The sequence below is a fragment of the Intrasporangium sp. genome, assembly GCF_051961875.1.
Taxonomy (GTDB): Bacteria; Actinomycetota; Actinomycetes; order Actinomycetales; family Dermatophilaceae; genus Intrasporangium_A.
The window spans coordinates 1-15,084 of sequence record NZ_JBQCCV010000062.1; the positions used below are offsets into that span (position 1 = coordinate 1).

Consider the following 15,084-nt stretch of genomic DNA (forward strand, 5'->3'; position numbering starts at 1 on the left):
CCCACGTCGGCGCGGCCCTCCGGGACGGCATGGAGGGCGAGCCCGACGGCGCGCCGCACCCCCTCGCGCACCGTCCCGGGAGCCGCTGGCGGTATGCCCACCGACGCCGACTCCGCCGAGCCGGGCTCGACCCCGAGCGCAGCGCGGACCGCCTCGACCCTGCCGAGCGCGAACCAGTCGGTCGGCCCGGTCCGGACCAGCTGCGCCGCACCGTCCGTACGGGCCTCGCAGCCGGTGACGAGCGTGGCGAGACCCCGCACGAGGGCAGCCGGCACCCGGTGCGCCTTGCCCTTGACCAGGTCGGCGGCCGCGGCGATCTCGTCGGCGACGGCCCGCGTCGTGACCTCGAGGGGCCGGCCGTCGGCGTCGTGCCCTCCGCGGAGGTCCTCGACGACCGCCACCCCGTGGGCACCGAGCGCGAAGTCCGTCTGGCCGATGCGCCACGTACGGCCCGCCGTGTCACTGAGGACGATGCCGAGCCGCACCCCGTGGCGTGCCGTGAGCGCCGCGTGCAGGTCGCGGCATACCGCGTCGGGGTCTTCCGGCAGGAGGAGCCAGCCGCCGCGGTCGCCCGTGTTGGAGCCGTCGACACCGGCCGCGGCCATCACCGGCCCCGCGAGCGACTGCACGACGCGGGTCACGCGCCCCTCGAGCGCGCGCTCGGCCACTACCGCCCGGGTCTGGGAGGCGATCACCGCGTCCTTGTCAGCGTCGTCGGTGATCAGGCCGAACGCCTTGGAGACGACCTTGCTCGAGACGACGAGGATGTCGCCGTCGCGCAGGTCGAGGCCGGAGTGCCGCAGCCCGGCGTCGAGCAGCGCCGCGAGATCGTCCCCCTCACGAACCTCCGGTATGCCGCTCACCGCGGTCAGCGTCACCGGCTCGCTCACGCTGGGGTGTCCTTCGACGCGAGGCTGAGGCCGAGGTCGAGGGCCGCGCCGGCGATGTCGGCCGCGGCCTCGACGGACGACATGAGCAGGGGACGGGCCGAGACGAGGGGCCGGCTCGTGCCGGCCATCTGGTCGGACTCGTCGACGAGCCAGCCGTCGAGGAAGTCGGCGTAGAGGCCGGCGACGGCGGCGCTCGTCGAGTCGACCCCGATCGTCTGCAGGCAGACGTCGGCGTGGCCCCGAACCGGACGGCCGCCGACGAGGGGCGAGACGCCGACGACGGGCGCGCGGGACCCCCGCAAGGCGTCCCGCACCCCGGGGACGCCGAGGATGATCCCGATCGAGACGACGGGGTTGCTCGGCGGGAGCAGGACGACGTCGGCGCCGCGGAGCGCGTCGAGGACTCCGGGGGCCGGGGTGGCGCGGTCGAGCCCGGCCACGACGAAGCGTTCGGCCGGCAGCGCCGCACGGTGCTTGACCCACCACTCCTGGAAGTGGATGGCCCGCGTCCGCTCGCCCTCGGTCACCACGACGTGGGTCTCGACCGGGGTGTCGGTCATCGGCAGGAGGCTGACGCCTCGCTGGGGGAGTCCCCAGCGGGAGGCGAGCAGACGCGTGACCTCGCTCAGCGGCATCCCCTGCCCGAGCAGCTGCGAGCGGTAGATGTGGGTGGCGAAGTCCTTGTCGCCGAGGCTGAACCAGGTGGGCGTCGCGCCGAGTGCCGCGAGCTCCTCGGCGACGTGGTGGGACTCGTCGGCCCGCCCCCAGCCCTGGGTCTCGTGGACGCCGCCGCCCAGCGTGTAGAGCAACGTGTCGAGGTCGGGGCAGACGCGCAACCCGAAAAGCGTGATGTCGTCGCCGGTGTTGCCGATGATGGTGAGCTCGGTCCGGTCCGCACGGGTCCGCTCGAGGTGGTGCAGGAGACCGCGGAGAAAGCGCGCGCCGCCCACTCCTCCGGCCAAGGCGGTGATTCGCATGGCCCGATCCTCTCAGCACGTGCTGCGGACCGGACCAGGAGGTCTCTACCCCCGAATATCAGAGTACCGCTTGACGAGAGGGGTATGACACGCATGTAATTTCATTGTTGTCTCTTGTTCGAGCCCCTTGCGTTCGGACGGGGACGACTAGGTGCAGACAAGAGTCAGGGTCGAGGAGGGGTCATGCACGAGATGTTGTTGGTTCTGGAGGCAGACGCGGAGGAGGGAGAGCTCTCCTGGCAGGAGCGTGCTCTGTGCGCGCAGACCGATCCGGAGGCGTTCTTTCCCGAGAAGGGCGGCTCGACGCGCGAGGCCAAGAAGGTGTGCGTCGGCTGCGAGGTCCGGCAGCAGTGTCTCGAGTACGCGCTGGCCCACGACGAGCGGTTCGGCATCTGGGGCGGCATGTCCGAGCGCGAGCGCCGCAAGCTGAAGAAGCGCGCCGTCTGACGAGGACCACCGGCTGACCCGGGTGTAGAACCCGGGCCCGATGGACGTGAATGTGCCCGACGCGCTGACCACCGCCTTCGTCACCGCTCCCGCAGACGCGGGAGCCACCGCCGCGCCCCGGCTCCCCTCCACCGGGCGTGCGTCCGCCGCACCGACAGCCGAGGTGTCGGTCGTCCTGCTCGTCCGCAACGGCGCCAGCTGGCTGGCGGAGAGCCTCGACGCCATCGCTCGGCAGACGTTGCGGCCCCGGCGCGTCCTCGCCGTCGACCTCGGCAGCCGCGACACGTCTGTCGCCATCGTCCGCGCCCACCAGCAGCTGCGACGTGCCGTCTCCGACGTCGATGTCATCGAGCTGCCGGCCGGCACCCCGATCGGCCGGGCGATCGACCGGGCGATCACGAGCCTGCCCCGCAGCGTCGGGGCGCGGCAGCTGGTCTGGGTCCTCCACGACGACGCCGCGCCGCGGCCCGAGGCCCTGGCGCGGCTCGCCGACGCCATGCTCCGCTCGTCGTCGGTCGGGGTGGCCGGACCGAAGCTCGTCGAGTGGGACAACCCTCGCCGGCTGGTGGAGCTCGGCATCCAGGTCACTCGCAGTGGCCGGTTGATCGCTTCCCCCGCCCGGGGCGAGGCCGACCAGGGTCAGCATGACGGCCGCACCGACGTGCTGGCGGTGGGCACCAACGGGATGCTCGTCGACCGGGCCGTCCACGCCGACCTCCATGGCTTCGACGAGAGCTTCGAGCGCTATGGCGGCGCCCTCGACTTCGGCTGGCGGGCCCAGCTGGCGGGCCACCGGGTCGTCGTCGTGCCGAGCGCGGTCGTCCGCGCGGGGTCGGCGACCGCCGACGGGCGAAGGCCGCAGGGGCCGTCCGCCGCCGAGGTCGCGCGCCGGACCCGACGCGCCACCCGGCAGGTCGCCCTGGCGCGGTCGGCGCCGCTCGCGGCGCCCTTCCTGGGTGTCTGGGTCGCCCTGTCCAGCCTCGTTGCGGCCCTGACCCTGCTCGTCGCCAAGCGTCCCCGACAGGCCTGGCGGGAGCTGTCCGACATCGGCGCCCTGGCGCACCCGTCGGCCGTCACCGCAGCCCGCTGGCGCGGCCGGGCGACGAAGCGGCTGCGCCGCGACGACCTCGCCACCCTGTTCGTGTCACCGCGCGAGGCCGCACGCACGACGATCGACCACATCCAGGACGCGATCACCCCCGACGTCCGGCGCCACCGCGAGGCGGCCCCGACCCTCGAGACCGGACCCGTGGGCGAGGAGTCGGAGTCCCTGGACGTCCTGCCGGCCTCGCTGCCGCGCCGGGTCCTGACGCACCCGGGCTGCCTCGCGGTCCTGGCCGTCCTCGTCACGACCGTGGTCGCGTGGCGCGACCCGATTCGTGCCGGCGCCCTCTCGCCGGCCCACACCGGCGTCGCCGGTGGTGAGCTGTTCCCGGTCAGCACCGGATCCGCGGGGCTCTGGCACGCCTTCCGCGACGCCTGGCACGGCTCCGGACTCGGCACCGGTACGGCGCCGGCACCCGCCCTCGCCGTGCTCGCCGCCCTGACATGGCTCGTCGAGCACGTCCCGGGAGTCGCGTCCAGCCGATCACCGGCCGGTGTCACGGTCGCGTGGCTCATGTTCCTCGGGCCGGTCCTCGCGACGTGGTCCGCCTACCTCGCCGGGCGCGTCGCCTCGTCCTCGCGCACCGGGCGGGCGGTGATCGCCGTCGCCTGGGGGCTCAGCTCGGTGCTGACCGTCGCGGTGGTCGAGGGGCGGCTCAGCGCCGTCGTCGTGCACGTCCTACTGCCCTTCCTGCTGGCGGGCTTCGCGCTCGCCGGGCGCGGTGACGGCACCTACACGGCGACCTTCGCGACCGCCCTCGCCGCAGCCGTGATCGGTGCGTTCGCCCCGCCCATGCTGGCCGTCTCGGCCGTCGCGGCCTTCCTCCTGCTCCTGCTCGGCCCCGGCCAGCGTCGCGTCCGGGGCCTCGTGCTCCTCGTCGTGCCGACGGCGCTGCTCGGCCCGTCGGTCATGCGCTTCGTCGACGACTGGCGGCTGCTGCTCTCCGGGCCCGGCCTGCTCGACACCGGCCGCCAGGGTCCGATCGCGGGCGTCGTGCTTGCGCAGCCGGACACCTCGCTCTCGGTCTGGGTCTGGCTCTCCGCGCCGCTCCTCCTGCTCGCAGTCGTCGGGTATGCCGCCCACGCGCGGTCCCGCTCGGGCTCGGTCGGCCTGTGGTCGGGGGTCGCCCTCGGCCTGATCGGGCTCGTCATCGCCCTCGGCACGGCCCGTGTCGCCCTCGGCACGGCGGCAACCGGCGTCGGCACGTCGGCGCCCGCCCGGCTCTGGGAGGGCATCGGCCTGCAGCTGTGGCTCGCAGGTCTGCTCGTCGGCCTGCTCGCCGGCAGCAGTGCGGTCGTGGCCGGTCTCCGTCGGCCGTTTCGGCGAGGCCCCCTCGTGGTCGCGGTGGCCGCAGTCGTCCTCGCCCTCGTGCCCATCGTCGCCGGTGCGGTCCGTTGGGGCATCACGGGTGTCGGCGACCACCTGACCCCGGGCCAGGCGCGACTGCCCGCCGTCGCCGTGGAGCAGGCCAACGGCCCGCTCAGCAGCCGCCTGCTCCTGCTCCGTCCCTCGGCTACAGTCGTCGACTTCGAGCTCACGGGAACCGAGCCGGGCGAGCTGCTGCGAGACCTTGACCGGGCCCGGCCCGACAACTCCGACCTGGTCGACACGGTCGCGGCGCTGGTCGGCGGCCGGCAGAGCGACGAGTCGCCGTCCCGATCCCTGGCCGCACTGGCGGTCGGCTTCGTCCAGGTCGTCAGCGCCGGCAACGACGAGCTCGTCCGCCGCCTCGACTCCACCGAGGGCCTGAGCCGCCTCGGACGCGAGGACGGGGCGACGCTCTGGAAAGTCCAGCCGCTGCCGGGGGCGTCCGCCGTCGAGGCTGCCGCCGCACCCTCACGGGTCCGACTCGTCGACGCGTCGGGCAAGCTGCTCGCCGCGATCCCGACGGTCGGCCCGCATGCGGCGGTCGAGCAGGACCTGCGGCGCGCCAAGGCCGAACGCCGGCTCGTCGTCGCGGAGCCCCCCGAGTGGGCCGACCACGTGACGGTCAGCCTGGACGGCGCACTGCTGTCACCGGTCGCCGACACGAAACAGCCGACGTACCTGATCCCGGCAGCCGGCGGCCACCTCGTCGTCGATCTCGCCGCCTCCGAGCCGTGGTGGCGACTCGCCCAGGCGGTCCTGTTGGCCTTCGTCTGCTTCATGGCCCTGCCCTTCGGCAACCGCCGCTCGAGGAGGAGCTCATGACCCCGGTGGGGAGCATCCTGCGGGCGACCGTCCTCGCCGTCTGCGCCGGCGCCCTGGTCGGCATCGCGACGACGACGACCGGCTCCGTCGAGCTGGGCGGCGCCCGGACCAGCGCCGGCCTGCCGGCGGTGTCCGATGCCGCGCTCACCGACGCCTCGCTGGTCTGCCCGGGCCCCGAGCGGGTCGGGGCCAAGGGGCTGCGCGACGTCGCGGGCGACACCCGGGTGACCGCCGCGTCGGCCCCGGCGTCCGTCCTCGGCGACCTGGCGGCCAAGGGGGCCGGCAGCATCGAGATCGGCCCGGTCCGTGGTGGCAAGCCGCTCCAGGCGACGTCTGACCCCGCCGCGGTCCCCAGCGCGACGATCCCCGGGCCCGCCGGTGTGGTCGTCCGAGCCAAGGGTGCTCTCGCGCCAGGCGTCGTTGCGGCGCAGACGTGGCTGCATCGTGGCGACGACGACCGTGGCCTCGCGGCGGCGGCGTGCGCGCTGCCGGCCTCGGACCTCTGGCTCATCGGAGGCGGCGACGGCCCCTCGCGCACCGAACGCCTCGTGCTGACCAACCCCGGCGCCAACACCATCTCCGTCGACTTCACGGTACTCGGGACGAAGGGGACGATCGAGGGAACCGGGCGCGGGATCTCCATCCCTCCCCGGTCGCGCTCCGTCATCTCGCTCGACACCCTCGCACCCGACGTCGCGAGCCCGGTGGTGCACGTCGTCGCGTCCGGAGGGCAGGTCTCCGGGGTGCTCAGCGACGCGTGGATCGACGGCGCAACCGGCCGCGGCATCGACGACGCCGCTCCGGCCGCCCAACCGGCCAAGGACCTCGTCGTGGCCGGGATCGACAAGGCCGGTGCCGCGAGCGTCCGCATCGGCAACCCCGGTGAGGAGGAGGCGCTGGTGCAGGTGCGCGTCCTGACCGAGAAGGGGCCGGTCCAGCCGGATGCCCTGCGCGCCGTTCGCGTCCCGGCTGGTTCCAGCCTGGACGTGCCCCTCGACGTGCCGGACGGCGCCACCGGTGCCCACCTCATCGCGGACCAGCCCGTGGTGGCGGGCGCCTGGGTCGAGCGCCGGGTGGCGAGCGGGGCGGACCGCATGGGCGACTTCGGCTGGGCGCCGGCCACCCCCTCGGTGAAGCGTCTCGCCGGCCTGGCCCTGCCCGGCTCCGTCGTCGCCGGCAGCACGACCAGGCTCCTCCTCGCGGCGGGGGCCAAGGAGGCCGCCGTGACGGTGACGACGACCGGCCCGGGAGCCCAGGCGCGACAGGTCACCGTCCCCGCCGACCACAGCGTGGTCGTCGACCTCGGCGCGGCCCAGGCCGTGTGGGTGCAGCCGCGCTCCGGCGCGGTCCACGCCGCCGTCTCCGTCAGCGGGGTCGTCGACGACGTGCCGGTCCTGTCGATCGTGCCCCTTCCTGAGGCACCGGTCACCGCCGCCACGGTCCCGGTCCGCCAGGTCGGCAACTGATTCCCGCCTCCCCCTTGGCACGGCGTGGGTCATCGCTGCGGCGTATGTCCGCCGGGGGAGCGGCTGTCTGAAGGCCACGCTCTGTTGACCGGTGCGACTCAGGGAGAGTGACCCATCGACAGAAGGGTAGGTGACCGCTCGACTAAGGGAAGGTGACCGGTCGAGTCGGGGAAAGTGACCGGTCGACGGGGGCTACTCGCCGAAGCCGGGGTCGAGCTCCTCGGGGCGCACACCGAGCAGGCCGGCCACCTGCTCGGTCACGATATCGGCGACCAGCGCCGCCACGTCACGCGTGCCCGAGGCCCGCGTCTCCACCGGTCGACGGTAGACGACGATGCGGGCCGGTCGGCTCGCACTCGCGGGGTAGACCCGGCCGAGGGGGACCTCAGCGTGCTCCCACGGTGCCGGGCCGCGGGGCACGTCCTCGACCGCGAACTCCACCACCGGAAATGCCCGTCCGCACGTCGACTCCAGCCGGCTCGCGGCGTCGAGGACGTAGTCGTCGAACTCATCGCGTCGGCTGCGCATTGCCGGGACCGGCGGCCAGGCGAGTGGTCCACGCAAGCCGCGGCCATGGCGCTCGCGGCGCCGCACCATCCGGGAGGTCCCGGGCATCGAAGGGCTCACATCTCGCACTCTAGTTCGCCGGGCGGCCCGGGACACGGCGTGGTGTTTCGCCGCGCCGTGGGGGTCGGTCTAGAGTGATCGACCGTGGGTCTCAGACGGGGTTGTTCCAAGACGGCGTGCGGACGCACGGCGGTGGCGACCCTGACGTATGTCTACGCCGACCGCGCGGTCGTGCTGGGCCCGCTCGCGACCTACGCCGAGCCGCACACCTACGACCTCTGTGCCGAGCACGCGGAGCGGATGACGGCTCCGCGTGGCTGGGACGTCGTCCGGCTGGAGGGCGACTACAGCGAGCCAGAGCTCGACGGTGACGACCTGCTCGCCCTGGCCGAGGCGGTCCGTGAGGCGGGCCGGCCGCTCGTCGCGCAGCGCCCGCCCGCGCCGCGCATCGCCCCGCGGTCGACCGGTGCGGCGGCGGCCGAAGTGCGGGCCGAGGCCGACGCGGGCGTCGTCGAGACCGGCCGTCGTGGGCATCTGCGGATCCTCAAGGACTCCTGACCACTAGGGTCGTCTCCGTGGCCTCCCTCTCAGACTTCGTCAAGGCGTATGACGTCCGCGGCCTCGTGCCGGATCAGCTCTCGCCAGAGGTCGCCCGGGCCCTCGGCGCCGCCTTCGCTGAGGTCGTCGTCATCCCCGACGGCCACTCGGGGATCGTCATCGGCCACGACATGCGCCCCTCCTCGCCCGAGCTCTCGACCGCGTTCGCGGACGGGGTCACCTCGCGCGGCATCGATGTCGCCCTGCTGGGCCTGACCTCGACCGACGAGCTCTACTACGCAAGCGGCGCCCTCGACCGGCCCGGCGCCATGTTCACCGCGAGCCACAACCCCGCCCGCTACAACGGCATCAAGCTGTGTCGCTCGGCGGCCCGCCCGATCGGTCAGGACTCCGGCCTCGCTGAGGTGCGAGACCTCGCCCAGTGGCTCCTCGACAGCCCGACCGGGCTCTACGCGGCAACCGCAGGCGCCGGCACCGTCGAGGTGCGTGACGTCCTCGCCGACTACGCGACCTTCCTCCGCTCGCTCGTCGACCTCAGCGGCATACGGCCACTGACCGTCGTCGTCGACGCGGCCAACGGCATGGGCGGGCACACGGTCCCGGCCGTCCTCGAGACGGGTGCGGGCCTGCCTGCGCTGCCGGTCACCGTCATCCCGCTCTACTTCGAGCTCGACGGCACCTTCCCCAACCACGAGGCCAACCCGCTCGAACCGGCCAACCTCGTCGACCTGCAGGCGGCGGTCACCAAGCACGGCGCCGACCTCGGTCTCGCCTTCGACGGTGACGCCGACCGCTGCTTCGTCGTCGACGCGGACGGCGAGGCGGTCTCCGCCAGTGCGATCACCGCCCTCGTGGCGGCGCGCGAGATCGAGCGGGCCCGGGCGGCGGGTGACAGCCAGATCCGCGTCGTCCACAACGTGATCTCCAGCCGGGCCGTGGGCGAGGTCGTGACCGAGCACGGCGCCGAGCCGGTGCGGGCACGCGTCGGGCACTCCTTCATCAAGGGCGAGATGGCGCGCACCGGTGCGGTCTTCGGCGGGGAGCACTCGGCTCACTACTACTTCCGTGACTTCTGGTTCGCCGACACCGGCATGCTCGCGGCCATGCATGTCCTCGCTGCCCTCGGCGAGCAGCAAGCGCCGCTGTCGTCGCTCGCCGCGGGGTACGAGCGGTACGCGTCCTCCGGTGAGGTGAACAGCACCGTCGACGACGTCACCGCGGTCGCCGACTCGCTGCGGGCCTGGGCCACGGTGCGTGGCGCCGACATCGACGAGATGGACGGCCTCACCGTCAGCAGCCCGGACCCCACGGGGCCGATGTGGTGGTTCAACGTGCGGCCCTCCAACACCGAGCCGCTCCTGCGGCTCAACGTCGAGGCGGCCGACCGTGAGACGATGGAGCGCGTCCGGGACGAGGTCCTCGGACTGATTCGTGGAGGAGCGCATGGGAGGCCCCAGGGTGACTGACCGCTTGATCGAGCCGTGGCTGCGGGAGATCATCCGATGCCCGCGTTGCAAGGGGGATCTGACCGACACCACGACCGAGTCGGGTGTCGAGCTCCAGTGCCAGGCCTGCCGGCTCGGCTACCCCATCGACTCCGGCATCCCCGTCCTTCTCGTCGACCTGGCGCGACCGCTGGGCTGACCCGCCGCCGGTGTTCGACGACGCACTGCTCGACGACATCGAGGCGATCGAACGCCTCGACCGGCGCGGTGTGCTGCGTGCGCTGGCCACGTCCGGCGCCCAGGTCCGGGTCTCGGCACGGTCCGCCGACGAGGCGGGCCTGGCACGGCTCGCCGACATGCAACCCCGCGGCGTGGTCGTCGCCGCGACCGGGGGTTCTGGTGCCGTCGGCGGGCTCTTCGACGCGGTCACCCGCAAGCACAGCGCCGTCCCCGTGCAGACCTGCCGCTCCACGCCCCTGCCTGCGTGGGTCGGCGCCTACGACCTTGTCATCGCCGTGTCCCAGTCCGGCCGCGCGGCCGGCACCCTCGCGCTGGCGGCCGAGGCAGCCCGCCGGGGCGCGAACCTGCTGACCGTCGGCGTCGCGGACTCCCCGCTCGCGGACGTGTGCGCCCGGGCCCGCGGCACGCACGTGCCGATCGACGAGGCAGGTGCCAGCTCCCGCACCTCCCTGTGGGCCCAGGCGACTCCCGTCCTGATGGCCGCCGACGCTCTCGGGCTCGCCTCGATCGGGCGGGACACCATCGAGGCGCTCGCGGTCGTCCTCGACGAGCAGGCCCGCGGCCTCGGCCCGCGCGTCGAGTCGTGGGAGAACCCGGCCAAGGCCCTCGCCGCCGACGTCTCCGAGTCCCTGCCGATCCTCCTCGGCTGCGGCCCGCTGGGGGAGACCGCCGCCCTCCGGGCGACGGCGATGTTCGGGCGGACGGGTCGCGTCCCCGTCGCCCACGGCTTCCTGCCCGACGCCGCCTCCCAGATCGTCGCGTGCTTCGACGGCCCCCTCGCCGGCGGCGAGGACGCGGACAGCGCGAAGCGTGACATCTTCGTCGACCCGTTCCTCGACGCCGCCGTCAGCCGGCCGCTCCGGCTCATCGTGCTCCGGGACGCCTCCGAGGACGGGGGCGGCTACTCAGCCGTCACCGACGCGGTCATCGGTGCTGCGGAAGACGCAGGCGTGCGCGTGTCCCTCGTCGACGCGACCTCGCCCGACCCTCTCCTGCGCCTCGCCCACCACGTCGCGTTCACGGACTACGCCGCGACCTACCTCGCGCTCGGCCTGGGGTACGACCCCGGCGACTCCCCGCACGTGCGCCTCCTCCGGGACGCCCGGCCGCACTGACGACGTGCCGACGTAGGCTGCCCGCGTGACCGAACACTTCGACCTCGCGATCATCGGGACGGGTTCCGGCAACTCTCTCGTCACCCCGGACTTCGACGACAAGCGCGTCGCCGTCATCGAGTCCGGGACGTTCGGCGGCACGTGCCTCAACGTCGGCTGCATCCCGACGAAGATGTTCGTGTATGCCGCTGAGGTGGCCGCCAGCGTGCGGGGCGCTTCTCGCTACGGGGTCGACGCCGAGGTCACCAAGGTGCGCTGGCGCGATATCCGCGACCGGATCTTCCAGCGCATCGACCCCATCGCGGAGGCCGGCAAGGACTACCGGGTGACCGGCCCGAACACGACCGCCTACCTCGGGCGGGCCCGCTTCACCGGGCCCCGGGCACTCACCGTGGGCTACCCTGACGGCCACACCGCGGAGCTGACCGCGGACCAGGTCGTCATCGCGACCGGCGCGCACGCCCTCGTGCCGCCCGTCCTCAGCGGCAGCGGGGTGCCGTTCCACACGTCGGACACCATCATGCGGATCGACGAGCTCCCCGAGCACCTGCTCGTCCTCGGCGGCGGTTTCATCGCCGCCGAGATGGCCCACATCTTCAGCGGCCTGGGCTCGAAGGTGACGGTCATCGCCCGCGGCGAGAAGCTGCTCCGGCACCTCGACTCCGAGATCGCCGAGCGCTTCACCCGGATCGCCCGCGAGCAGTGGGACGTGCGCACCGACGCCAACGTCGTCGCGGCGCGGGCGGACGGGGAGGCGGTCACGCTCGACCTCACGGACGGCACGACGGTGACGGGGGACCTGCTGCTCGTCGCGACCGGTCGGGCGCCCTCGACGGCGGACCTGGAGCTCGAGGAGGCCGGGGTCCGCACCCACACTGACGGGCGCGTCGTCGTCGACCGGTACGGCCGCACGGGAGTGCCCGGCGTCTGGGCACTGGGGGACTGCTGCTCGCCCTACCAGCTCAAGCACGTCGCGAACGCCGAGGCACGGGCGGTGGCGCACAACCTCGTCCACCCCGACGACCTGCGCACCCTGCCACACGCCCACGTGCCCTCCGCGGTGTTCACCGCCCCGCAGATCGCGACGATCGGCCTGACCGAGGACGAGTGCCGGGCCCAGCACCGCCGCCACGTCGTCAAGGTCCAGTCCTACGGCGACACGGCCTATGGCTGGGCGATGGAGGACACGACGAGCGTGTGCAAGGTCATCGCCGACCCGGACACCGGGCTACTGCTCGGGGCCCATGTCATGGGACCGCAGGCCTCGTCCCTCATCCAGCCGCTGATCCAGGCGATGTCCCTCGGGACGCCCGCGCAGGTCGTCGCCAGCGACCAGTACTGGATCCACCCGGCCCTTGCCGAAGTCATCGAGAACGCGCTGCTCGGCCTCGACTTGGCCGAGGTCTACCCCAAGTCCCCGACCCCGTGATCCTCGCCCGCACCTAGGATCTGCCGCATGGCAGGTGGACTCGTCGCGCTGCTCGACGACATCGCGGCGCTCGTCAGGCTCGCAGCCGCGTCGGTCGACGACGTCGGCGCGGCGGCCGGGCGCGCGAGCCTCAAGGCCACCGGGGTCGTCGTGGACGACACGGCGGTCACACCACGCTACGTGCAGGGCCTCGCGCCGGAGCGGGAGCTGCCGATCATCAAGCGGATCGCCCTCGGGTCCCTCCGCAACAAGATCGTCATCATCCTGCCGGTCATCCTCGTCCTCAGCCAGTTCCTCCCCTGGCTGCTGACCCCGCTGCTCATGCTCGGTGGTGCCTACCTGTCCTTCGAGGGCGCCGAGCGCATCTGGGAGGCGGTCTCCGGCCACCACCGTCAGGAGGATGCAGCCGCCGCCGTCGAGGCGCGCCAGGAGCAGACCGTCGTCTCCGGTGCCATCCGCACCGACTTCATCCTCTCCGCCGAGATCATGGTCATCGCCCTCAACGAGGTGGCCGCCGAGGTGTTCTGGGCGCGGGCCGTCATCCTCGTCATCGTCGCGCTCCTCATCACGGCGCTCGTCTACGGCGTCGTCGGGCTCATCGTCAAGATGGACGACGTCGGCCTGCGACTGACGCAGCACCGGTCCGCCGGGCCGCAACGCCTCGGCCGGGGCCTCGTCAAGGGGATGCCCGTCCTGCTCGATGCACTGTCCACGATCGGCATCGCCGCGATGCTCTGGGTCGGCGGCCACATTCTCGTCGCGGGCTTCGACGAGCTCGGCTGGCACGGCCCGCTCGGCCTCGTCCACCGCATCGAGGAGACCGGCCATGCGGTGCCGGCCCTCGGCCCGGTGCTCGGGTGGCTCGTCGTCACCCTCGGGTCGGCGATCTTCGGCCTCGTCGTCGGCGCCGTGGTCGTGGGACTGATCCACCTCGTGCCGCGGCGGCGGGCCGGGCACTGAGCCCGGCGGCATACGGGACCGGCGCCGCCAGGGCCACCCGCCGGTAGACTGGACGACCGCCGGCGTGGGAGATGACCCACGAACGCCCAGATGGGCTGCGCCGGGTCTGCACACCATCGACGAACGGAAGGGATCATTCATGTCCTTCGACTACAAGGTTGCCGACCTGTCGCTCGCGGAGGCCGGCCGCCACCAGCTGCGCCTCGCCGAGCACGAGATGCCCGGCCTGATGGCGCTGCGCGAGGAGTACGCCGCGAGCCAGCCGCTCAAGGGCGCCAAGATCGCCGGCTCCCTGCACATGACCGTCCAGACGGCCGTGCTCATCGAGACGCTCACCGCGCTCGGCGCGGAGGTCCGCTGGGCCTCCTGCAACATCTTCTCCACCCAGGACGAGGCCGCCGCGGCGGTCGTCGTGGGTCCGCAGGGCACCCCCGAGGACCCCCAGGGCGTGCCGGTCTTCGCGTGGAAGGGCGAGACGCTGCCCGAGTACTGGTGGTGCACCGACCAGATCCTCACGTGGCCGAACGGCGACGGGCCCAACATGATCCTCGACGACGGCGGCGACGCCACGATGCTCGTCCACAACGGCGTCGAGTGGGAGAAGGCCGGCCAGGTCCCCGCGACAACCGAGGACGACTCCGAGGAGTTCGCGGTCTTCAAGGACCTCGTGCGCCGCACCATCGCCGAGAACCCGCAGAAGTGGACCAAGGTGGCCGCCGGCATCAAGGGCGTCACCGAGGAGACCACGACCGGCGTGCACCGGCTCTACCAGCTCGCCGAGACCGGCGACCTGCTCTTCCCGGCGAACAACGTCAACGACTCGGTCACCAAGAGCAAGTTCGACAACAAGTACGGCTGCCGGCACTCCCTGATCGACGGCCTCAACCGGGCCACGGACACCCTCATCGGTGGCAAGGTCGCCGTCGTGTGCGGTTACGGCGACGTCGGCAAGGGCTGTGCCGAGTCGCTCCGGGGACAGGGCGCGCGCGTCGTCGTCACCGAGGTCGACCCGATCTGTGCGCTGCAGGCCGCGATGGAGGGCTACCAGGTCGCGACCCTCGAGGACGTCGTCGAGACGGCCGACATCTTCATCACGACCACCGGCTGCAAGGACGTCATCCGCGCCGCCCACATGGAGCAGATGAAGGACAAGGCGATCGTCGGAAACATCGGCCACTTCGACAACGAGATCGACATGGCCGGTCTGGCCCGGATCCCCGGCGTCGTCAAGACGCAGATCAAGCAGCAGGTCCACGAGTGGACGCTGCCGTCGGGCCGGAGCGTCATCGTCCTGTCCGAGGGGCGCCTGCTCAACCTCGGCAACGCGACCGGGCACCCGAGCTTCGTGATGAGCAACAGCTTCAGCAACCAGACGATCGCCCAGATCGAGCTGTTCACGAAGGGCGACGACTACGACAACCGCGTCTACACGCTGCCGAAGGTCCTCGACGAGAAGGTGGCCCGCCTCCACCTCGACGCCCTCGGTGTGCGGCTGACCGAGCTGACGAAGGGCCAGGCCGAGTACCTCGGTGTGGACGTGGCGGGTCCGTACAAGCCGGAGCACTATCGCTACTGAGCTGCCACATCGGGGGTTTGCCGTCCAGCTGCGCCCGCGGGGCGGCATACCCTTGCTTGGGGGTGCGGCACGGGAACGAGCGCCGGGGAGGGGGCGCGTCGCCGCGGTGGGCGATCCCG

General features: G+C 72.9%; 13 protein-coding genes. 10 read left to right on the forward strand and 3 right to left on the reverse strand.

What is annotated here, in order from left to right; genetic code table 11:
• Positions 1 to 890: coenzyme F420-0:L-glutamate ligase (gene cofE / locus ACTHJJ_RS03865; RefSeq protein ID WP_440301618.1), on the reverse strand; the 890-nt coding region annotated here is incomplete at its 3' end.
• Positions 887 to 1,867 carry a 2-phospho-L-lactate transferase gene (gene cofD / locus ACTHJJ_RS03870; RefSeq protein WP_440301619.1) on the reverse strand — a complete coding sequence of 327 codons (981 nt, stop codon included), beginning with the start codon at positions 1,865 to 1,867 and terminating at the stop codon, positions 887 to 889. The genes cofD and cofE, both read right to left, overlap by 4 nt.
• A gap of 183 nt (positions 1,868 to 2,050) precedes the next feature.
• On the opposite strand from cofD, the gene ACTHJJ_RS03875 reads away from it, so the two are divergent.
• Genes ACTHJJ_RS03875 through ACTHJJ_RS03885 form a run of 3 tightly spaced genes read left to right on the forward strand, consistent with a single transcriptional unit; the run spans position 2,051 to position 7,075 of the window.
• Entirely contained in the window at positions 2,051 to 2,314 is a 264-nt protein-coding gene (locus ACTHJJ_RS03875) for a WhiB family transcriptional regulator (protein WP_440301620.1), read from the forward strand.
• Positions 2,315 to 2,354: 40 nt separating this feature from the next.
• Entirely contained in the window at positions 2,355 to 5,609 is a 3,255-nt protein-coding gene (locus ACTHJJ_RS03880; protein ID WP_440301621.1) for a glycosyltransferase, read from the forward strand.
• Entirely contained in the window at positions 5,606 to 7,075 is a 1,470-nt protein-coding gene (locus tag ACTHJJ_RS03885) for a DUF5719 family protein (protein WP_440301622.1), read from the forward strand. The genes ACTHJJ_RS03880 and ACTHJJ_RS03885 overlap by 4 nt, the downstream gene beginning before the upstream one ends.
• Before the next feature lie 192 nt (positions 7,076 to 7,267).
• On the opposite strand, the gene ACTHJJ_RS03890 is transcribed toward ACTHJJ_RS03885, so the two are convergent.
• Positions 7,268 to 7,702, reverse strand: a complete 435-nt coding sequence (locus ACTHJJ_RS03890; protein WP_440301623.1) for a metallopeptidase family protein — start codon at positions 7,700 to 7,702, stop codon at positions 7,268 to 7,270.
• 84 nt (positions 7,703 to 7,786) lie between these two features.
• Here ACTHJJ_RS03890 and ACTHJJ_RS03895 point away from each other — a divergent pair, with 84 nt between their 5' ends.
• The 7 genes from ACTHJJ_RS03895 to ahcY all read left to right on the forward strand — a co-directional run bounded on the left by ACTHJJ_RS03895 (position 7,787) and on the right by ahcY (position 14,965).
• A complete protein-coding gene (locus ACTHJJ_RS03895; protein ID WP_440301624.1) occupies positions 7,787 to 8,200 on the forward strand; it encodes a DUF3499 domain-containing protein in 414 nt (137 codons plus the stop codon).
• Between the two features lie 17 nt (positions 8,201 to 8,217).
• Entirely contained in the window at positions 8,218 to 9,666 is a 1,449-nt protein-coding gene (locus tag ACTHJJ_RS03900; protein ID WP_440301625.1) for a phosphomannomutase/phosphoglucomutase, read from the forward strand.
• A complete protein-coding gene (locus ACTHJJ_RS03905; RefSeq protein ID WP_440301626.1) occupies positions 9,659 to 9,844 on the forward strand; it encodes a Trm112 family protein in 186 nt (61 codons plus the stop codon). Before ACTHJJ_RS03900 ends, ACTHJJ_RS03905 begins: the two co-directional genes overlap by 8 nt.
• 10 nt (positions 9,845 to 9,854) lie before the next feature.
• Positions 9,855 to 11,000 carry an SIS domain-containing protein gene (locus ACTHJJ_RS03910; protein WP_440301627.1) on the forward strand — a complete coding sequence of 382 codons (1,146 nt, stop codon included), beginning with the start codon at positions 9,855 to 9,857 and terminating at the stop codon, positions 10,998 to 11,000.
• A 25-nt stretch (positions 11,001 to 11,025) separates the two neighbouring features.
• Positions 11,026 to 12,429 (forward strand): mycothione reductase, encoded by a 1,404-nt coding sequence (locus ACTHJJ_RS03915; RefSeq protein WP_440301628.1) that lies wholly within the window; start codon positions 11,026 to 11,028, stop codon positions 12,427 to 12,429.
• 27 nt (positions 12,430 to 12,456) lie between these two features.
• A complete protein-coding gene (locus tag ACTHJJ_RS03920) occupies positions 12,457 to 13,389 on the forward strand; it encodes a DUF808 domain-containing protein (protein ID WP_440301629.1) in 933 nt (310 codons plus the stop codon).
• A 139-nt stretch (positions 13,390 to 13,528) separates the two neighbouring features.
• Positions 13,529 to 14,965 carry an adenosylhomocysteinase gene (gene ahcY / locus ACTHJJ_RS03925; protein ID WP_440301630.1) on the forward strand — a complete coding sequence of 479 codons (1,437 nt, stop codon included), beginning with the start codon at positions 13,529 to 13,531 and terminating at the stop codon, positions 14,963 to 14,965.
• Positions 14,966 to 15,084 lie beyond the last annotated feature (119 nt).

Bases quoted from the DNA above. Each gene is read 5' to 3' on its own strand.
- cofD (WP_440301619.1), bottom strand. From the start codon at position 1,867: ATGCGAATCACCGCCTTGGCCGGAGGAGTGGGCGGCGCGCGCTTTCTC.
- ACTHJJ_RS03875 (WP_440301620.1), top strand. From the start codon at position 2,051: ATGCACGAGATGTTGTTGGTTCTGGAGGCAGACGCGGAGGAGGGAGAG.
- ACTHJJ_RS03880 (WP_440301621.1), top strand. From the start codon at position 2,355: ATGGACGTGAATGTGCCCGACGCGCTGACCACCGCCTTCGTCACCGCT.
- ACTHJJ_RS03885 (WP_440301622.1), top strand. From the start codon at position 5,606: ATGACCCCGGTGGGGAGCATCCTGCGGGCGACCGTCCTCGCCGTCTGC.
- ACTHJJ_RS03920 (WP_440301629.1), top strand. From the start codon at position 12,457: ATGGCAGGTGGACTCGTCGCGCTGCTCGACGACATCGCGGCGCTCGTC.
- ahcY (WP_440301630.1), top strand. From the start codon at position 13,529: ATGTCCTTCGACTACAAGGTTGCCGACCTGTCGCTCGCGGAGGCCGGC.